Annotated in this window: 5 protein-coding genes; all 5 read right to left on the reverse strand. The window is 66.8% G+C overall.

Annotation, left to right across the window (positions count from 1 at the left end; genetic code table 11):
• Positions 1 to 295: transposase (locus BFL43_RS07890; protein ID WP_240498129.1), on the reverse strand; the 295-nt coding region annotated here is incomplete at its 3' end.
• Positions 296 to 444: 149 nt separating this feature from the next.
• On the reverse strand, positions 445 to 1,287 hold the full coding sequence (locus tag BFL43_RS07895; protein ID WP_240498130.1) for an ABC transporter permease: 843 nt from the start codon (positions 1,285 to 1,287) through the stop codon (positions 445 to 447).
• Positions 1,280 to 2,239 (reverse strand): ATP-binding cassette domain-containing protein, encoded by a 960-nt coding sequence (locus BFL43_RS07900; protein WP_084892026.1) that lies wholly within the window; start codon positions 2,237 to 2,239, stop codon positions 1,280 to 1,282. Before BFL43_RS07900 ends, BFL43_RS07895 begins: the two co-directional genes overlap by 8 nt.
• Entirely contained in the window at positions 2,220 to 4,004 is a 1,785-nt protein-coding gene (locus BFL43_RS07905; protein WP_240498131.1) for a DUF4012 domain-containing protein, read from the reverse strand. Before BFL43_RS07905 ends, BFL43_RS07900 begins: the two co-directional genes overlap by 20 nt.
• Positions 4,001 to 21,913 (reverse strand): non-ribosomal peptide synthetase, encoded by a 17,913-nt coding sequence (locus BFL43_RS07910; RefSeq protein WP_084892027.1) that lies wholly within the window; start codon positions 21,911 to 21,913, stop codon positions 4,001 to 4,003. The genes BFL43_RS07905 and BFL43_RS07910 overlap by 4 nt, the downstream gene beginning before the upstream one ends.
• Between the last annotated feature and the right edge of the window lie 42 nt (positions 21,914 to 21,955).

Raw genomic sequence — 21,955 nt, forward strand, 5'->3', positions numbered from 1 at the left:
TCGTCACATGATCAGGTGCATCACCAGCACAGATGATGCGATAAGCGATATCGCGGTGACACAACCGCTCCAGCTGGCGTGAAGAACGCTGCCCGTGGGCCCAGCCCCAGATCAGCAGGGTCAACAACATGTCCGGGTCATACCCGGCCCGCCCCACCCCGCCGGTCTTGCGTTGGGCGTGCAACACGCTGGTCTCGAGCGAGGCGACGGTCTCGATCACCAACCACACCGGATCCGAATCGGGCAACCAGTCCCGCATACTCGGCGGCAACAGAAAGTACTGATCACGATCCACTGGACGATAACCCCTGGCCACCAACACATTATCGCCCACAAACCACCACAAACCGGCTAGACAAGCCGACGCCGAACCGGCCAACTATGTACAAATTGCAACAGCCCGAATACGCCCCCGGCGCACTCACACGGGGCTGAATGTGGTGGTCAGAGGCGACGCAAGGCCCGCGACGCCAGCGGAACGGTGATCGCCAGCAGTGCACAGATACTGATCAGCGAGTAGAGCTGCGGATTCTCCGACGCCCAGGTCACGGGGTTCGGCAGCAGCGGGTTCACCGTCACCGGGTTCCCGAAGCACTCTCGGAGACTCTGCGCGACAGCGGTCACCGGATTCCAGTTCGCGACAGTGCGCAGCGGACCCGGCAGCGTGGCGGCCGGGATGAAGGCCGACGAGATGAACGTCAGCGGAAAGAGCACGGTGAGCAGCAGGCTCTGCGCCGCCTCCGCCGACCCTGCCAGCAACCCCACCACCGCCCCCACCCACGAGAGCGCGAATCCGAACAGCAGCGCGATCGCATAGCCGGTGAGTGCCTCTCCGAAGCTGGTGTCGATGCGCCACCCGATCGCGAGCCCGGCGAGCGACATCACGATCAGCCCCACCACGTTGACCGTGATGTCGGACACCGAGCGGCCGACCACGAAGGCCAGCCGGGACATGGGCAGCGCCCGGAACCGGTCGACCATGCCGCTCTTGATGTCGGTGGCGAGCCCGAGTGCGGTGAAGCCTGCGTTGAAGGCGACGGTCTGCGTCATGATGCCGCCGATCAGGAACTCCCGATAGCGGTCACCCCCGAGAGCCTCGCCGAAGACGTACGAGAACAGCAGTACGAACATGAGCGGCTGCAACACGACACCGAGGATCATCTGCCAGTTACGCAGGATCGTCCGGATGTTCCGGAGCGCCACCACTTCGCAATCGACCAGGAAGGTTCCGGCATTTCGGGGCCGCGGGCCCACGATCGGTTCCACCACCGCAAGAGTTTCAGCCACGGGGTGCGCTCCCTGCCAGGGAGACGAAGACGTCGTCGAGGGTCGGTTCGGAGACACTGGAGTCGGTGACCTCGATACCGGTTCTGGCGAGTACGCCGATGGCGTGGGTCAGGCTGCGACTGGCGTCGTGCGTCGAGTAGGTGATCACTGAGCCGTCGACGCCGACGGACTGCACACCGTCCAGCCGGCCGATCACCTCGGAGGCGGATCTCGCGTCGCCCGCGCGGGTCAGCTGCAAGCGCACCTGCGCTGTGCGGAGTTTCGACTTCAATTCCGCTGGAGTGCCGCGCGCGACCACTTCACCACCGACGATGACGGTCACCGCATCAGCGAGTTGATCGGCCTCTTCGAGATACTGGGTGGTCAGCAGAACACTTGTCCCCTCGTACACCAGAGCTTTGATCTCCGACCACAATTCGGTTCTGCTGATCGGATCGAGACTCGCGGTCGGCTCGTCGAGGAGCAGTACCGGCGGCCTGATGATGATGGCGCCCGCCAGATCGATCCGGCGCCGCATCCCGCCCGAGTAGGTGGCGACTCGACGTTTACCAGCGGTGGCAAGATTGAACTGCTCCAACAGTTCTCGCGACCTCAGGGTGGCCTGTTTGCGCCCCAGACCCGACAGTCTCGCGATCATCACCAGGTTCTCGTGTCCGGTCAGGTTGTCGTCGACGACGGCATGCTGTCCGGACAATCCGATGAGACTGCGCACCTGGTGCGAGTGCGTCCGTGCGTCGATCCCGTTGATGTGTACCGAACCCGATGTCGGCGACAAGAGGGTGGCGATGATCCTGACGGTGGTCGTCTTGCCTGCCCCGTTGGGGCCCAGCAGACCCATCACCGTGCCGGCCGGGACCACCAGGTCTATCCCCTTCAGCGCGTCGACACCGCGGTGGCTCATCCGGAGGTTTGCGACCTCGATGGCGTTGGTGTCATTCACAAACGGGGACATCGACCTTCACTTCCGGATCGTCGACCAGTGGCTGCACCGGCACGACGGGTTCGCCGGGCGAGGTCGGTTCCGTGAGTTGATAGGTCACCGTCACGGTCTCACCGGGCGGGATCTGGATCTGTCCGGTGGCGAAAGGGTGTCCGCGTTCGGTTCCAACAGCGATCAGCATGGATTCGCCGTCTATGGTCGCCGAATCGATGGTCGCGCCCTCGGTCCCATAAAGGGTCACTGCCGAGAAGTTCGTACCGTTCGGTAGTTGCAGTTGCGGGTTACCCAGACTGCCGATCACGTACGGCGGCAAACTCAGGTCGGTCAGGGTGTTGGTGAACTTCACCTCGACGGTCGACGTGCGGGTGTCCGAGTCGCAGCTACCGGCCTTGTAAGTGATCGCCCGTTCCAGGTAGTAGTCGATCTTGTTGCCCGCCAGGTTTCCCACCACGACGTTCGCGTACGGCGCGGTGGTTTCGGCGACCTCGTGCGCGAGACCGGCGTCGGTGAGCAGTTGCTGCTCGTTCTCATCGGCGCTGTAGACCATGAGTCGCTGTTCGTGCACCGAACGCCCCAGCGCCTCCAGCACCTTGGACGTGTTCCCACGCATCGAGGTCAGCGCCGAGACCGACTTCTGGGCGATCTCTTGCAAATACGCCTTGCGAGCGGTGTTGTTGTTCGCGAACTGCTGGTACGAGGTCGACAGGGTCAGCTCGGTGACATCGTCGCCGCTCACCTTCTGGCCGTTGTCGAGGGTCACGGGCCCGGTGGCGTCGAGGAGGTAACTCAGGGCGACGGGATCGAGCGCGACCGCACCGTCGAGTTGGGTACCGGACTGCTGCTGCCACATGTTCATCCAGATCTGCGCCGCGTACGGGAAGTGGGCACTGATATTGCTGTTCCGGATGTCGGTGTAGGGACGGCTGTACTTGTAGTTGTAGTCGTACTCTTCCCCGAGATCGACAGGGTTTGCCGGCGCATCGATCTCGGCGTTTGTCCCCAGATCGTCGACGTTCACGCGTCCGTTCTCGGCGCTCACCACCCCGTAGGCGCCGAGAAGTCCACCCGTGGGGCGGGACTCGGCCGGGGTCTGGAATCCGAAGAAGTAGTTGCGCTCGCCTCCTCCACCGAGCATCGGTGGGAGCAACTGCGCGGCCGTGTCGGTACCGCGGATGAACCGTGCGGATTCGGTGAGCTGGTCGAGCAACTTGGTCCGGGCATCGGACACCGTGCCGAACCAGCTTCCGTCCGTGGACGTCACGTCGGCCTGGATGGCTTCGGCGCGGTCGGCGGTGACTGCCAGCTGCGGTTGCGCCTGCGCGAGCGCAGCCGTGTTGATCGTGTTGTCTGCCGATCGCAGGTTGTCAGGGTTGATGACCCCGGCCAGTTCAGCCGTCGGCGCCAGCACATCCGACGCCAGCGCATCGACCGAATCGGTCATCTCCTGCACCGATTGCAGCGGATCACCGAGCCACGGGATCGCGGCTGCCGCCGACCACACCGGGTTGTGCGCATCGTCTTTCGCCGACCGGGCGTCGGTGACGGCGGCCTCTGCCTCGCCAACGGCCTTGTCGGTGTCGCCGTCGAGGAAGGCCCGCTGCGCCGATGAGGCATGCCCGCGGGCCGAATCCAGGGAATCCTTCGCCTTCAATCCCAGGTAGCCGAGATAGAGGGCCGCCGCGACGAGCAGCACCAACACCACGAAGATCCCGAGCAGCCACCATCGCAGGCGCGACCTTCGTCTCGGGGCGGGTTCAGGCGTTGCAGCGCTGGTCAATTCTCTCTCCTGGTGCCTTCGTTGATGTCGAGATCTGTGTTGCTGCTCAGGCCGTTCGAGACGGGAACGTCGAGGTGGCCGGCCACCAGGTCGGCAATAGCCGTCATTGCCTCTTCGCTACCCATCGCATGATGCGCGACCGGCACCCGTTCGATGTCCATCGTCCCCAGGACCAGCTTTTGCCATTGCGTGGGCTCTGGATTGTCTTGTGCTGCTACGAGAATCGTTCTCTCTGCCCGGGAAGGACCTGGTTGGTAGGCTGCGGCGGCGGTGATCGCCTCGACGCAGCGTACCCGGTACTGCTCGAATCGCTCGGGGTCGATGGCGCGTAGCGCCGCCTCCAATGACGCGTCGATGGCCGCACCGCGGGCCGCCTCGTGATCAAGGCGGGGATCGAGCAGTACAAGTGTCTCGACGACGGCGCCGGAAGCCGTGAGCTGGCGGGTCACCTCGTGTGCGAGGACCGCACCGAGCGACCACCCGAGGAGGCGGTAAGGGCCGCTCGGCTGGGTGCTGCGGATCGTCGCCACGTGGTGTGCCGCCATCTCTTCGATGGTCAGCAGGTGGGGTGCGGCGGGGTCGTCGAGCCCGGGCATCTGCAGCCCGAGCACCGGGATGGACAGCTTGGCAGCAAGCGGACGGTAGTCGTTTACCAGTCCGCTGATCGGGTGGATGCACCACAGCGGGGTTCCTGCCCGACCGGTGGAGAGGTCCACGACCGCGCCCAGACCAGCTGTCAGGTCTGCGTAGTGATCGAGGACGGCGGCCAACGCCACGGGTGTCGTCTGTGCGAACAGGACAGCTGCCGGCACCGGCCGGCCCAGGCGAGCGGTCAGTGCCGCAGCCGCGGAAGCCAGCAGCAGCGAATTGCCGCCGACAGCGAAGAAGTCGTCGTAGATGCCGAGTTCGTGGTTGCCCACGACGTCGCGGAACACCTCGACCACAGCGACTTCGGTAGGGGTACGGGGTTCGCCGCCGGCGACGCTCCACACCGGTTCGGGAAGCGCAGCGGTGTCGAGTTTGCCCACCGGTGTGCGCGGGAGCTCCGGGACCACGACGACGGCGGCCGGCACGAGGTGATGAGGGAGTTGCGACACCAGGACGTCCAGGAAGCGCTCGGGAACCGACTCGGCGGGATCGGTGGAATCAGCGGCGATCACGTACGACACCAGTACGGGCCCGGTGGGGCCGGTGCGCAACACGGTGGCCGCGGTGCGTGCACCGGCGGCGACCAGTGCGGCATCGACTTCGCCGGGCTCGATCCGCTGGCCGCGGATCTTGACCTGACGGTCGGCCCGGCCGAGGTATTCGAGATCGCCACTTTCCAACCGTCGCACCAGGTCTCCGGTGCGGTACATCCGCTCACCCCCGGGCGCCGCCACGAACCGAGCGGCGGTGAGTGCAGGGTCCCGGCGGTAACCGATCGCCAGTGCCGAGCCGGTGAAGTACAGCTCGCCGACGGCTCCGTCCGGAGTCGGACGTAGATGTGAGTCAAGTACATGGCTGCGCAATCCGGGCACTCCGCGACCGATCACGGCCGCACTCTCGGCCTGCATCGACCCACGTGCGGTACCGAGAACGGTTGTCTCCGTGGGTCCGTACAGGTTCGTCAGACTACGACCGTGGCTCCACCGCCGGACGAGTTCTGGAGGGCACGCCTCACCACCGACGAACAGGGCACGCAGAGCGGGCAGTGCGGTCTCGTCGAGGGTCGCCAGGACCGAGGGGGTGGCGAAAGCCTGTGTGACACCCAGGTGTCGTAACTGGTCGGTGAGGGTCCTGCCGCTGGCGTCGTCGGTGGGGACGACAGCGAGGGTCACCCCGGACGCGAACGCCCACACCATCTCCAGGATCGATGCGTCGAAGCTGGGGCTGGCGAGGTGGGCGACGCGGTCGTCGTCGGTGGCGGAGAACACCGCCGGCTCCACCAGATTGCGCAAGCCCCGGTGCGAGACCACGACACCGTTCGGGGTTCCCGTGGTACCGGAGGTGAACAGCAGGTAGGCGGCATCGTCGACGCGCATCGGCGTCCACCCGGCAACCCGCGCGTTGTCGTCGGGTGCGGCTACGGGTACCTGGAAACGGCAGTGATGGGCCGCGTTCGGCGCCGCCACCGCGACCTGGGCGCCGCTGATCGCGATCATCCGTTCGATGCGTTCGGACGGGTATCGCGGGTCGACGGGGACGTACACCGCACCGAGTCGTGCGATGGCCCAGAACGCAACCACCGATTCCACGCTGCGCGGCAACATCATCGCCACCGGGTCACCCCACTCGACCCCGGCAGCCTGCAGGTCCGCGGCAACGGCTGCCGACCAATGGTCGAGTTGAGCGTAGGTGGCGGCGACGACGCCGTCATCGACGGCCACCGCGGCAGGGCGCCCGCGCAGCGAGTCCTGCAGCAGCTCTCCCAGTGTCGCCTCGGGTCGACTGGGGAAGCGGTGCAAGCGATCGGCCCGCTCTTCTTCGGTGCGCAGATCGGCCGCCTCGAGCGACGTGATCTCGTCGGCGACGATCAATCGCAGAGCCACTTTCCAGCGCAGCGCGAGGGTCTCGATGGCGCGCTTGTCGTAAAGCGCCGTCGCGTGCGTGAACATCGCGGTGTCGCGGCCGACGGTCACCTGCAGGTCGAACTCCGAGTTCGGGCTCAGTTCGTCGGGTACGTGGCCGCCGGGTTCGTCATTGACCGACAAGGTCACCTGGACGACGGGATGTCTGCCCAGCTCTCGGATCGGATCCTGCTGTGCCACCACCTCATCGAACGGCAGCAGCGCGTGATCGAGAGCAGCCAGATCGGTGTCGCGGACGAGTTCGAGGAGATCGTCGGTCGTCATTCCGGTGTGGAGCGTGGTCCGCAGCGCGACCGTCGAGACGAACATGCCGACCATGTCCGCGGTCTCCGGATGCCGCCGCAGCGACACCGGAGTGCCGACCGCGACATCGTCTGTGCCGCACGCAATCGAGAGCGTGAGAGCCAAAGCTGCGTGGTAGACGTGGAACTCGCTGACGCCGCGGCGGCGGGCGGTGAGCGCCACAGCCTCCGTGGTCGCTTCTTCGACGGGTACCGCCACGGTGGCCGTGCGCAGTGACCGCTGCGGATCCCGAGGAGCGCAGTCGGGCAGTTCGAGTACTCCCGGGTAGCCGGCCAACGCCTGCTGCCAGTAGCTCAGCATCTCGTCGCGTGCGCCTGCGTTGACGACGTTCTGCCAGCGCGACACCTGGCCGTAGTCGACGGGCAACGGCTGGAGCGGGCGGCCCGCCAACGCGGCGTCGAGGTCCCGGCGGAGCACCGCGACCGATTCACCGTCCATCGCGATGTGGTGGGCGACGATCACCAAGAACCGGTGTCCGGACTGATCGACCAGCGCGGGACGGACCGGTACGGATGCGGTCAGGTCGAAAGGCGTTGCCAGCAGCGTCGCGACGACGTCGGTCAATTCGTGGTCGCCGAGATCGGTGATCGCCGGGATGGCGTCGAGCGTGACCTGCACGGGTGCGCCACTGCGCTCCGGATAGATGGTGCGCAGGGGCGCGTGCCGGGCAGCGACCGCGCTCCACGCAGCGTAGGGGTCGGCGCCGGAAGGAACACCGACCACCACCGGCACCGCGTAGAGCGGACGCTCGGGCAACATCTGCTGGATGAGCCACAACCGTTGCTGAGCAGGTGAGAGTGGCACCGGTCCGAGGTCGGGCGGCGCACCGACACCGGTCAGCGGCGGAAGCGCTTCGACGCCCGGAGATTCCGATTGCAGCAAGAGCGAGGTCAGAGTAGTCGGCGAGGGCGCCGCGAACACGTGCCTCACCGGTATCGCCGTCGCCGTGGCCTCCCCGATGATCGCGACCACCTGGGTGGCAGACAACGACGTACCACCGATGTCGAAAAAGTTTGCCTCGCGGTCGATCTCGCGGACCGGTAGTCCCAGCACCGTGGCCATCGCGGCGGTGACGATGCCCTCCAGCTCGAGATCTTCCGCTGCCGGCGACCAGGTCGGTGGCGCGGCGACGGCGATCTCCGCCGACTCCGGACGCGGCGCGATCTCGAGAGTGTGGACCACGGGGAACGGCTGATCCGGTGCGGTGGCCACCGCGACCAGCAGACGCGTGAAGTCGGCGAGCAACTCGTTCGCCAACACGGCGGAAATCGCCGGCCCGTGCACCACCGTGATGTCGAGGGCGCCATCCGCCCCGGCCGACAGCACGAACTCCAGGTCATACTTCGGCGCCACGAGCTGTGCGGTGTCGGAAAGGATCTCGACCTCGAGCCCGGGCAGGGCCAGGTGGTCGGCGGTCATCGCGCCGAGCGCTTCCTGGTGGACCAGGAGCACCGAGATCAGGGGGTCGGCGCCCGCGGCCGCCGCAGTCCCGGCCCGACCGGCCGGGCTCACGGCGTGCGCCACCGCGTCGTAGGGCACGTCTGCGTGCGCGTGAGCGGTCAGGTCGGTGTCCCGGGTGCGGCGCAGGGCCGTGCGGACAGTCGATTCGGGATCGACGACGGTGCGCAGCGCCAGGGTGTTGACGAACATACCCACGACCGGTTCCCACACCGGGTCGTCACGCCCGAGCACCGGTGCGCCGACCACCAGATCGTGCGATCCCGTCCGCTGCGCCAGCAGCGCGGCCAAGGCCGTATGCGTGACGTGGAAGAGGGTCGACGATTCCGCCTGCCCGACTGCTGCGAGCGACGCCAGAGTCGTCGCATCGACGGTCCCGTGAATTACTCCCCCATCACCGGTGTCGGAGAGGTCGGTCGCTCGACCCGGAAGACGTACGGGGCCGGGCACATCGGCCATCTCACGCCGCCAGAATGCGATCTGCTGCGCGTATCGGCTTGCAGGATCGGCCGGATCGCCGAGGCGGGCACCCTGCCACTGCGTGAAGTCTGCGTACGTCAAGGCCGGTCCGGGCGTGAGTTCCCCGGAGTAGGCACCGACGAGATCGCCGAGCAAGATCGGCATCGACCATCCGTCGGCCGCCACGTGGTGCAGTGCGATCACCAGCCAGGCCTCACTCTCGCCCGCGACCAGCACCTCGGCGCGAAAACCCGGTTCTTTCGTGAGATCGAACGGCCTGGTGATCAGTTCGGCAATGTGCCCCACGACTTCGTCGCCGGATACGTCGGTCACCGGCGTGCGCCGCACCTCGGCGGGATCGCCGACGAGTTGCCTTGGCCCGAGCGAGGTCTGCGGGTATGTGGTCCGTAAAGTTCCGTGCCTGCGCTGCAGTTCGGCCACCGCGTGGGCGAGCCGCTCGGTGTCGAGTGCACCGGTGAGCCGCAGGACCATCGGAATCACATAGGCGGTCGAGTTCTGGTCTATCCGGTTCAGGACCCACAGCCGTTGCTGCGGATAGGCCAACCCGAGGTCGGCGGGAACGGGCCGGTGGTGGGGTGCATCGCCGGCGGACAGCGACGGTGCGAGCAGGTCGACGGATGCCGCGAGATCGGCGAGACTGCGCGCATCGAGCACGTGGCGCACCGTCACGTCGCGGGCCAGCTGCTGACGAAGCCGACCGGCAACTCGGCTGGCCGACAACGACGTACCACCGGTGGCGAAGAACTCGCTCTGCAGCCCGAGCGATTCGGCGGGCACGCCGAGGACCTCGGCCCAGATACCGGCAAGCGTCATCTCGGTGGGCGTGTGAAGCGGTACCAGGTCATTGCTGACCAGCGACGGCGCGGGCAGCGCTCTGCGATCGAGCTTGCCACTCGGCGTCATCGGGAAGTGGTCCACGACGGTGATGTGCGTCGGTATGTGCGTGCCGGGAAGAAGCGCGCGCAGCTGGTCCCGGATCGATCCGGCATCGACGGGGTGATCCGGGTCGGGGATGAGCCAGGATGCGAGAACCGGTTCGACGCCACCGGTCGAGATGGCAGTGGTTGCCCGTTCGACGCCGGGAAGGGACATCAGGGCCGCATCGATCTCGGCCGGTTCGAGGCGGACACCCCTCATCTTGAGCTGTTCGTCGCTGCGGCCATGCACCACGATGTCACCGGCGGCGTTGCGGTGCACCAGGTCGCCGGTCCGGTACATGCGGGAGCCGTTGTGGTCGAACGGGTTCGCGACAAATCTCGTCGAGGTGACAGCGGTGGCGCCGGTGTATCCACGCGCCACTGCGGGGCCCGCCAAGTACAGTTCGCCGACGATCCCGTGGGGCACGGGTCGCAATCGGTGGTCAAGTATGTATGCCGCGACGGCTGCCATCGACCGTCCGATCGGGATGACCGGGGCCGGCACCACCGCTGGATTGGCCGTCGCTGCGATGGTCGCCTCGGTGGGGCCGTAGAAGTTGACGATGCGGCGTCCGGGTGACCAGCGTGCGGCGACCGGTTCCTGTAGCGCCTCGCCACCGGTCACGACGATCCGCACCGAGCTGAGCGGGTCCGGATCGATCGTCGCCATCACGGCAGGCGTCGAGAAGAACGTGGTGATGGCCCTGCGGGTCAGCAGTTCGGCCAGCTCGTTGCCACCGATCACCGCAGGTGGGCAGACGACGACGGTGGCCCCCGCAGCGAAGGCGGGTATCAGTTCGATGAGGTGGGCGTCGAAGGTCGTGGCGTAGTTGTGCAGGACCCGGCTGTCCGGGGTGAGTTCCACATGCGCGATGACGGCGTCTACGAGGGCCGGCAGGCCGGCGTGGGTCACGCTGACGCCCTTGGGTTCACCGGTCGATCCCGAGGTGAAGATGATGTACGCGACGTCATCCGGCCGGATCGGCCGCAGGCGTTCGTCATCCCGGAATGCGCTCGAGTCCCCGGCGAACGCCGCGTCCCTGCCGACCTCCGCGAGATCGAGCCAGTCCACCGCCGAGAGTGCTGGCCGCTGCCCCGGGCCGTGCAGGCCGATCGTCGCCCCGGCGGCGTACGCCATGGTGCGTTGCCGGGTCTGCGGATCGTTCACGCCGAGGGTGACGAAGGCGGCACCGGTTTTCGCGATGGCCCAGGTGGCCAGCACCGACCATGCCGAGCGCTGCACGCAGATCGCGACGACGTCGCCGGTGCCGACACCGCGGGCGATGAGGGCCCGGGCCACGGTGGTGCTGATCGAGTCCAGGTCGCGATAGCTCAGGAGCCACGCCTCGTCCTCCACCGCGATGGCCATGGGTCGCGTCATCACGCTGCGACGCAACAGATCAGGCAAAGGCTCGAAGTCGGTGAGAGGTGGAATCGAGTCGAGGTCCCCGGTCGCTCCGACGAGGTGGCGTGCGGGCGGGGCGGCTGGGTCGTCCAAGACCGCGTAGAGCAGGTTCGCCAGCCGGTCGATGAACAGCTCCGCGTCGGTGGTGTCCATCCGGGACTCCGAATACGCCAACCTGATCTGCAGGGCATCTCCGACCTCGGCGACCGTCAGGTCGAGGCCGAACCGGGCGTAGGGACGTTCGACATTCGTGTGGTTGCCCTCGAGCGCAGTTCCCAGGTCGGCAAGGAAGACATCGACAACGGGACGGACCCCGCGGCGATGTTCTGGATCCGCCAGGTCGGCAACGGCTTCCGCCGGATATGCGCCGTGCGCGAGGCTGTCGAGATCGATCCGCGTGACCTGGCGGACGATTGCCGAGAAGGGTCGCTCGATGTCGATATCCGTGCGCAGCAAAACAGTTCGCGCAAGCATGCCGACCGTTCGTGCGAACTCCGGGGTGTCTCGCCCGGCCGCCACTGTCCCGACGACGACGTCGGGCTCGTCCCCGAGCCGGGCGAGGAGAACGGCCAGCACCGCGTGCACGACCATGAACGGCGAGCTGTGATGCGCCTGGGCCTGCTCCCGCAGCTGCCGCATGCGTGCGGGTTCGATGACCACCTCGGCGATCGAGGCCGGCCCGATCTCGGCCACCGGTGGACGCAAGCCTGGCAACTGCGGTCGTGAGACCGGTTCGGCGAACACCCCCTCCCAGTACTGACGCAGGACCTGACCGTTGTGCGCCAGGCTCTCACCGGCCCACGCCGTGTAGTCCCCGTAGTCCAGGGACACCGGGGGCAGCTCGATTCCTGCGGCGAGCGCAGCGGCCTCCGCGTGCAATACCCGAACGGATTCACCGTCGACGACGATGTGATGCACGACGACGGCCAGTTCCACCCCACCCATCGGTGATTCGAACACCGCTATCCGCCAGGGCAGTTCACTCTCGAGATCGAAGGGTCGGTCCAGCTCCGCCAGCGCCGCCATGGGATCTGCCACCACCTGCGCGGACGTATCGACCTCGATCGTGTCCACCAACTGCTGCCGGGGGCCTTCTGAATCGGCCGGGAAACGTGTGCGAAGACCCTCGTGCCGCGCCACCAAGGTGCGCACCAGGACGTCGATCAGTTCGGTGGACATGTCCGCCATCGGGACCAGACCGCCGAGGTTGTAGTCAGTGCGTTCCGGGTCGAGCTGCCAGTTCAGCCACAGCGCCTGCTGCTGGGCCGTCAACGGCAGGCGGCTCGGACGTTCCCGCCGCACAGGTGTCGCGACCGGCAGCGCAAGCGGCCGGACCGAGGCGGTGTCGATGTCAGCGGCCAGCAACGAGATGGTCGGCTGTTCGAAGATCGCACGGACCGGTAGGTCGGCGCCGGTCGCGGCACTGATGGCCGCAGACAGGCGCGCGGCCGACAACGAGTTCCCGCCGAGCTCGAAAAAGTTGGTGTCGGGGCCGATTGCACCAGCCTCGATCTCGAGAACCTGCGCGACCGCGGCCGCGACGGCGACCTCGGTACCGTGCAGCGGCCGACTGACCTCGGGCGCGGTCAGGGCGGGCAACCGGGCGACGTCGAGTTTGCCGGTGGAGGTCAGTGGCCAGTCGTCGATGATCTGAACCTGCGCCGGAACCAGATGTGCCGGCAGGATCGCCGCGCACGCCGTACGCAGCTGGGTCGACGAGACACCGGCTCCGTCGACCACCACGTAGGCGACCAGCATCTCTTCGCCGACCCGGTCGCGGTTGCGCAGCAACACCTTTGCATCCGTCACACCGGACTGCGCGCGCAGGACTGCGGTGATCTCCCCCGGTTCGATCCGGTGCCCACGAATCTTGAGCTGTTGATCGCCGCGTCCCAGATACTCGAGCCTGCTGTCGTCGACCCAGCGCGCGAGGTCGCCGGTGCGGTACATCCGGGATCCGGCAGCTCCCCACGGTGTGGCGACGAATCGGGTGGCGGTCAACCCCGGCATGTTGGCATAGCCCGCGGTGACCTGTGGACCGGTGATGTACAGCTCACCGGTGGCGCCCACCGGTTGCGGCCGTAGATACCGGTCGAGGACGACCAGGCCCACGCCCGGCAGCGCCGACCCGATCAGGCTTCGCGAATCGGTGACGTCGACGTCGGTGACGGAGGCGTGCACGGTGGTCTCGGTGATGCCGTACATGTTGACCAGTCGCACCTGGTGATGCCTGGCGTGCCAGGACGCCAACGCTTTCGGGTCCAGGGCCTCGCCGCCGAACAGCACCACGCGCAGCGACCCCGGGAGGGTCCGGCCGTTGCCTGTCGTCACCGCGGGCAGCTGCAGCAACCGTGAGAACGCGGTCGGGGTCTGGTTCAAGATGGTGATGGCGTGGCGGTTCAGCACATCGACCAACGCGGCCGGTTCGCGGGCGGTGTCGTGGTCGACGACCACCACCCTGCCGCCCGATGTCAACGGCCCGAAGATCTCCCAGACGGAGAAGTCGAATGCCGCGGAGTGGAACCAGGTCCACACGTCGCCGGCGCGTGCATCGATCGTCGACAACGCGGACTCGAGCAGCGACGCCATGTTCGATCTGGTGATCACCACCCCCTTGGGGGTTCCGGTGGAGCCCGAGGTGTAGATGACATAGGCCGGATCGTTCGGGCGCGGTGAGGTAGCTGTCTCGCGTAGGTCGTCCAGTGCCTGCGGCGAGGGGGCGGTCGACCCGATGTCGACGATGTCGGCGAGACCGGTTGCTGCCGTTGCGTACCGGGAGGCGCCCAGCACCGCTGCCGGACGTGCGTCGCGCAGGATCCCCGCGATCCGCTCGGCTGGATAGGTGGGCTCGATGGGCACGTAACCGGCGCCGACGAGCAAGACACCGACCATCGCGACGATGGTGTCGGTCCTGCGGTCTGCCAGCACCGCGACGAAGTCGCCCCGGCCCACGCCCCGGTCGCGCAGGACTCCTGCGACATCGATCGCCCGGCTCACGAGTTCGGAGTAGGTGACGGCACCGTCGGCATCGATCGCGGCAACCGCGTCGGGATGTGTATGGGAGCGCAGCACAATGGCTTCGGTGACATCGACGAAGTCGTCTCGTGGCGCGAGCACTGCCGGCATCTGGGCGTCGGCGAGGTGTTCGGCGTCGGGGGCCGTCAGCTCATGCATCGTCACCGTTGCCGGGTTCACGGTGCCGGCCATCGCCTCGATGGTCCGCACCAGTGCGCCGATCAATCGCTGCGCCATCGCCGGACGGACGTGCCACAGCCCGTAGGTCAGGGTGATCTGCAGAGGCGCGCCCTCGCCGTTGTCGGTGATCGTGAACTCGAGGGGTACGCGCGCCTGGCCCACTCGGAGGGGCGTCAATGTGACGTCACGCTCTGCCGGGCTCGTGGGGGCGAGCTGGTAGGCGATCATGACGTCGAGGTAGGCGTCGGAATCGAGGGTCCGCGGCGGCGCGAGCTGCTCCTTCACCTCCTCGAACGAGACTTCTGCATGGGCGATCGCATCGGTCACGACGTTGTGGCTCAATCGGATTGCGGTGCGCAACGACGCTGCGGGCGCAGTGTCACTCCGCAGCACGACCGTCTGGACGAACATCCCCACCGCCGACATCATGTCCGTCGTCCGGCCCGCGGTGGGCGTACCGATGACGATGTCGTCCGTACCGGTGAACTGTCCGAGGGTGGCTGCGAGCGCCGCGTGGAGTACGTGGAACACGCTGGCACTCTCACCGACTGCCAACTGCTGCAGGGCGGCACGGGTGCGTTCGGAGACTGCGACGTCCAGGTACTGCGCCGGCTCGGGACCCGACGGCATCTGAGCCGGGTTCGATTGGAACGGCAATTGCAGATGAATCGGTGCGCCATCGAGCACCCGTGACCAGTGGTCGAGCAACTGGTCCCGATACGCACTCGAATGGCCGGGAGTTCCCAGTGCCCTGGTCGCTGCCCAGGCATGGTCGCGGTATTGAGCCGCGGGTGCCGGCCAGGTAGGTGCTGTGTCCGCGATGCGGGCGCGCAATGCTCGGCCGAAGTCTTCTGCCAGCACCGTCATCGACCAGCCGTCCACGGCGACGTGGTGCGCGACCAGCAGCAACCGCAACGTGGGTACGGCACCCTGTGCGTCGGCCTGTTCAACGCCCGACTGCTGCGCGCTGAACAGGTCGGCACGCCACGGCAGGTCGGTGGCGAGATCGAATGGCCGCAGCGCCTCCGCCTGCAGGTTCGCTGCTGCGTGCGCAGCGGGCAGAGGACGTGGGGACAGCAACCCCGACAGCTGGTTGCGGACCCGGTCGATCGGGAGGAGCTGCGGTTGTGGCAGTCCGGCGTTGTCGGCCAAGACGGTGCGAAGAACCTCGTGCCGCGCAACGACATCGGTCAAGGCGTCGACGACCGTCCGTGGGGTCGCGGCTCCGGGAAGATCGAGGACCGCCGGGAGATGGTAGACGGCGCTACCGGCGTCGATACGGCTCAGGACCCAGAGGGCCCGTTGCTGTGGCGTCGGCGGTGGCGGCGACGTCTGGCCCGTCGGCAGACCGGCGTTGGTGTGTCGGGGTGCCGCGTCGACCGCTGTCTCGAGGTCTGCGATGGACGTGGAGTCGGCCACCATCCGAACACCGACGTCGCGACCGGTGCGCTCAGACAGCAGTAACGCGATGTGCATGGCCGACAACGAGTTCGCACCCAAATCGAACAGGCCGACGTTGGGGCCGATGGTGCCCGGGTCGATTCGGAGAACCTCCGCGACAATCGCTCGAACCGGCGAGATGACCCCATCGCTCACCAGTTCCGCATGCACGGCTGGGACGGGCAACGCCGCCAGGTCGCGCTTGCCCGATGCGTTCAGCGGCCACTGCTCCACCACGACGATTCGCGCGGGAACGAGGTACCCGGGCAAGACCTGCCCCGCGGCAACCCGCAACCGGTCCTCGTCGAGAACCTCGTCGGTCGGCTCATCGCTGCGCAACCGGACGTAACCGGTGATGTCGCCGCCACCGGCGGACTCGGTGTTGCGGATCAGCACTTCTGCCTCAGCCACACCAGGAATGGTTGTCAGCGCTGCTGTGATGTCGCCGGGTTCGACGCGGTGCCCGCGGACCTGGACCTGACGGTCGGATCGACCCCGATATTCGAGATCGCCGTCGATCGTCATCCGCACCACATCACCGCTGCGGTACATCCGGCCATTGCCGAGATCTTCCGGGCACGCGACGAATCTCTCGGCGGTCAGAGCGGGTCTGCCCACGTAGCCGCGGGTGACCTGCGGGCCGCAGGCGTACAGCTCACCCCACACCCCCACCGGTACGGGCTGCAGCTGACGATCGAGAATCATCAGCGAGGTTCCGGCGAGCGGCTCACCGATCAACGACCGTGAGTCCGAGGGCGTGACCGGACCGATCGTGAGATGCACGGTGGTCTCGGTGATCCCGTACATGTTGGACAACAGGACCCGCTCACCGAAGGCTGCACGCCAGTCGAGCAGCCGGGCCGGTCGTAGCGCCTCGCCGGCGAACACCACCGCTCGGAGTTGCCCGGGGTCTGCGTCGCGGGTCGCGACCGCGGCAAGCGGATAGAACGCCGACGGGGTCTGCGACAAGATCGTGACCCCGCTCTGACGCAGCAGCGGCGAGAGCAGCTGCGGGTCGAGAACCGTTGGTCTGTCCACCAAGACCACGCGTGCGCCCGAGGTCCACGCAGCGAAGATCTCGAAGACCGAGACGTCGAACGCCGTGGAATGGGTGCAGCTGAACACATCGAGTGGGGTAAAGGTGTAGCTCTGCCGAGCGGCGTCGAGAAGCGCGATCGCGTTGCCGTGTGTGACCGAGACACCCTTGGGTCGGCCCGTGGATCCCGACGTGAAGATCACATATGCCCCGTCCGACGGGGTGATGTCGACGGGCGTGAAATGCGCAACGGCTTGAGCAGTAGTCCGCCGCTCGTCCAGGTCGACTCGCGGCATCGAGTCCGGAAAATGGCGCCTGGTGGACGAACCGACCACCGCCGCTCGGGGGTTCGCGTCCTCGAGAATCGCCGCTATCCGCTGCTGAGGGTAGTCGGGATCGATCGGTACGTAGGCTGCGCCGGCCCACATCACCGCGAGTTGAGCCACGAGCGCATCAGCGGTGCGCGGCAGTGCCACGGCAACCAGATCGCCGCGCCCGACGCCGACGTCCTGAAGTTCTGACGCCAAGGTCTCAGCGTCTGCAACGAGTCGGCCGTAGTCGCGGGTCTCGTCCCCGAACGTCAGGGCGGGTGCGTACGGGGTGCGGTGCGCGATGTCTCGGATCCGATCCACCAGCGTGCCGACCGGACGCACAACACTGCGCGTGAATGCCTGCGATCCCGGGACCAGCTGTGCAGGAGAAGAGTTCGGAACGGCAACAGACTGTGCGATCACAGTCACGTACGCATGGCACAAAGCCGCCGCCATCGACTGACTGAACATATCGCTGCGGTACGTCAGCTCGACGCGCAGTCCGTCGGCAGTGTCGTCGACACTCCACTGCAGTGCGGCCCGCGCATGACGGGAATCAGCGGGGTGCACCTCGATCTGGAGGTCGTCGACAGTCCATTGCCCGAGGGGCTGATTTTGATACGTCAGCAGGATGTCCGCGAGCGGTGACACGGTGATGTCGCGCCGGGGTTCGACTGCCGATGCCACCGTCGAGAACGGTACGTCGGCGTTGTCGAGCGCGAAATCAATTGCGTCAGTGGACTGAACGAGGACACCCTCGAACGTTTCGGCCGCAGCGATACGGACACGGGTCGCCACCGGGTTGACGTACATCCCGACCGCGTTGTCGAGGTCGGGTCCCGACCGTCCCGCTTGAGGAACGACGATCAGGAGGTCATCGGCGCCGGTGTAGCGGGCGAGGGTCACCGCCAGGCACGCGTGCAGCCAGGCGAAGGTGCTCGTCCCCCGCTGCGTCGCAGCCTGATTCAGGGCTGCCGACATTTCATGACCGAGGGTACGACGCACCACCGCGGCCGGCGCAGGTCCGCTCTGGTTGCGCGCGACGGAGAGGTCTGCCGGTAGTTCGGGACGCGACGGCAGGTTCTGGAGCCTGCGCTGCCAGCGTTCGAGCTGCGCGGCGGAGACCTCAGAGGCCACCCGCGTATCCACCCCGGCATCGATGTACTGCGTCGTCGGGACCCATGCCGGGGCTACGCGAGCGATACGGGCGCGGTACGCGGTAGCGAGGTCGGCGACGAGCACGCCAAGCGACCAACCGTCTACTGCTGCATGGTGGGTGCGCACCAACAGCTGGTGCATACCCGGGGCAGTTGTTTTGAGCCGCAGGGCGAGCGGGGGGCGGACTGTCGGATCGATCGCATCGGCGCTCAGCAGGTCGAAGTCGGTCGCCGGGGTCTCGAGGTCGAAGTCTGCCGCGAACAGAGCGTCGCCGACACTGACGATCTCTTGCCAGGCGGTGCCGTCGGTTTCCACCCGGATGATGGTGCGCAGCGCCTCATGTCGCTCCACCACGTCCGCGATTGCTGCGATGAGCGCGTCTCGGTCCAAGGACCCCCGCAGTTCTATCGCGGCGCGCAGGTGGTTTGCTGTCGAGCCCGGCTGGAGTCGATCGGCGAGGACCAACGAAATCTGCCCGGAAGAGGCCTCGGGTCGCTGCGGCCGGATCACCACCGCGTCCTCACGCTGAGGACCCGACGCGGTCCGGTCGATGACCTCCGCCAGCTCGGCGAGGTCCGCAGCCTCGAGGACGTCCCGAACGCCCAGCGTCGACCCGGTGACCGCTTTGATCCGAGCGACAATTCGGGTGGCATCGAGAGACGATCCACCGAGCGCGAGGATGTCGTCGTCCATTGATGGGTTCGTGATGGTCAAGACATCGGAGATCGCCTCGGCGAGAATCCTCTCCGAGGCAGTGCCGGCGGCTCGATGGGTCCTGTTCTCCACATCGCTGGGGTGAGGAAGGGCGTCCCGGTCCAGTTTTCCGGTAGTCGTGATGGGCAGCGTCTCGAGCTGCACGATGTGTGCCGGCCACATCGACGTCGGCAAGCGCTGACTGATGTGGTTGCGGACCCGTTTGATCAGGCGCTTGTCTTTGTCGGGCGAGGCGATGTACAGGGCCAGGCGCGCATCCGCGTCGTCGCCGACCACGATCGCGGCAGCCTGTTGGACCGCCGGGTGGGTCATCGCCGCCATGGCGACTTCCCCCGGTTCCACACGCACGCCACGGATCTGAACCTGGTCATCACTGCGGCCCACGTAATGGAGTTCTGTGAAGTTCTCGCTCCAGCGAACGCGGTCGCCGGTGCGGTACATCCGGCTCCCTGGCCCATCCCATGGGTTGGCGACGAAGGCAGCTACGGTGAGGTCGGCGCGCTTGGAATATCCCCGTGCCAGTGCCGGTCCCGCGAGATACAGATCACCAACGGCTCCGGGCGGCACTGGGCGTAGACGGTGATCGAGTACGAAACAGGACATGCCGACGATCGGCGTGCCGATCGGCGGACGTTCAGTGCCACTTGCGGCGAGCGTTTCGGTGCCAGTCGCCATGACGGTGGACTCGGCGGGGCCGTAGAGGTTGAACACCTTGCGCCCGGTCCCCCAGTGCCGCACCACATCAGGTGGGCAGGCCTCACCGGCGAGCATCAACGTGGTGCACACATCGTCGCGTAACGCGGCCGGGTCCATCGACGCGAGCACGCTGGGGGTGATCACCGTGTGGGTGACGGACCCGCCGTTGAGAAAGTCAGCGAGCTCGGTGCCGCCGACAATTCCCGATGGGGCCGGACACAACGCCCCTCCACCCGCAGCAGCGAACAGGATCTCGAAGATCGACGCGTCGAAGGCCGGTGATGCGAGACCGGATACGCGCGATACGTCGTCAACCCCCAGGTGTCGTTGTTGCTGAATCAGCGCCGCCAAGCCACGGTGGGTGACCTGCACGCCCTTCGGGGTTCCCGTGGACCCCGAGGTGTAGACCAGGTAGGCAACATCCGCGAGCTGCACCGGACGTTCCAAGACCAGAGGGGCGTCGGAGGAACCCGCCAGATCGACGTTGGTCAGATCGAACCAGCGATCATCGTCGTCGGCCTCGATGCCGCCTGACGCCGTGAGGACGATGACGGGATTCGAGTCGGCCAATTGTGCAGCGATCCGGGGCGCGGGATGTGCGGGATCGAGTTGCATGATGGTGGCGCCGGTGTGAGCCACCGCCCAGAACGACAGCACCTGGTCGAGCCCGCGACCAGTGGCGATGGCAACGGTGGTTCCGGGTCTCGCACCGCGCGCCTGCAGGATGTGCGCGAGTTGGCGAGACCGTGCCGCCAGTACGTCGTATGTCCAGTGCGCCCACCCGGCATGCAGCGCTGGGCGGTCACTGTGACGGATGGCCGCCTCATCGAGCAGCTGCGGGAGTGTCACCGCAGGCGGCGGCACTGCGGCGGCGAGCGGGACTCGGTCTCGTTCGATCCGGGACAGCAGCGGCAGATCGTCGACTGTGGCGCTCGGCGCCGAAACCGCTGTGGCGGCGAACGATTCGATGAACGCCAGCAAGCGACCGTGATGACCGCGCAGTTCATCGGGGGAATATCGATTCGGATTCGCTTCGAGGTCGAATCTGAACTCGTTGGAGTCGTGCGGATTGCCGGTGCGGTACAGGTTCACCGCCAGGTCGTCGACGGCGCTGGTGGTGAGGATGTGCAACGACCCGGTGGCAGCTCCGAACTGCAGAGGGTCGACGGCCAGCATCAGGTTCAGTAGCGGCCCGGCAAACTCCCTAGCGGCCAATGACGACGTCGCACCGCCCATCAGCTCGCGTATGTCTTCGAAACGGAACCGCTGGTGCCGGAGCGCCCCCATCATGGCGCCCTGGGTGGTCGCGACCGCAGATGCGAGGGTTGATCGCGCGCCGACGGCGGTCCGTAACGGGACCACGTTGGAGACGGTGCTGTACGTGTTGCGGAGGGTCGCGGTCGTGCGAGCCGCTACCGGGAGACTGAGTGCCACATCGTCCCGTGCGGTCATTCTGCTCAGGTAGCCGGAGGCCGCGGCGGCGACCAGCACTGGCAACGAGGTCTTGAGCGCCGACTCCGCCCGCTGCAGCAGTTCCATCAACTCAGCCGGAATCACGCATGAAACCCGTCGAGGATCAGCGCCGGCAAGGCCTACTCGATGACTCAGGGACGCCGGCGCCGTCAGTTCAGCAACGTGCCCCCGCCAATATTCGCGGTCTTTTTCGTACCGCGACGACGCTCGATAGTCGATGTCTGCCTGCGCGAGACCAGTCAGGTCGGCGGCAGGAATGGCATCGACTGACCCGCCGGAGATGCGCTGGTTATACGCAGACGCAACGAGTTTGAGTGTTTTGAAAGCACCAGTGCCATCGAACGTGACGTGATGCCCCCGCTGGTAGAACAGCCACCTGTCGTCGGCAACGCGCAGGATCGCAGACGCCATCAGGCGGTCGGTGAACAGATCCACCGGCCGCGTGTAATCGGCGCGCATCCACTCATGGGCCACGTTCATCGGGTCAGATTCGCCGCGGAGATCCGAGACGGTGATATCGCCGCTCAGATCGTGGTCGATGACCTGCTCGATACCGCTCGAGGTCTGTTCGAACCGGGTGAACGCAATCCCGGTCCGCCGGCCGACCTCTTGAGTCACCGTACGAAGGAGCTCCGGATCAATATCGCCGGTCAGTTCAACATATTCGGCGATATTGATCGGGCACAGGGGCATCGCCTGCTGGGCCGACCAGAGCGCTCGCTGGGCGCGAGTCAGCTGCTGGCGGAGCACCATGCCCACGAGGGCCCCTCCTCACTAGGGTTGAGGCGGTATATC

It is taken from the genome of Williamsia sp. 1135 (genome assembly GCF_002095395.1).
Taxonomy (GTDB): domain Bacteria; phylum Actinomycetota; class Actinomycetes; order Mycobacteriales; family Mycobacteriaceae; genus Williamsia.

Coding starts and splice junctions, on each gene's coding strand:
- BFL43_RS07900 (WP_084892026.1), bottom strand. CDS start 2,239: ATGTCCCCGTTTGTGAATGACACCAACGCCATCGAGGTCGCAAACCTC.
- BFL43_RS07910 (WP_084892027.1), bottom strand. CDS start 21,913: ATGGTGCTCCGCCAGCAGCTGACTCGCGCCCAGCGAGCGCTCTGGTCG.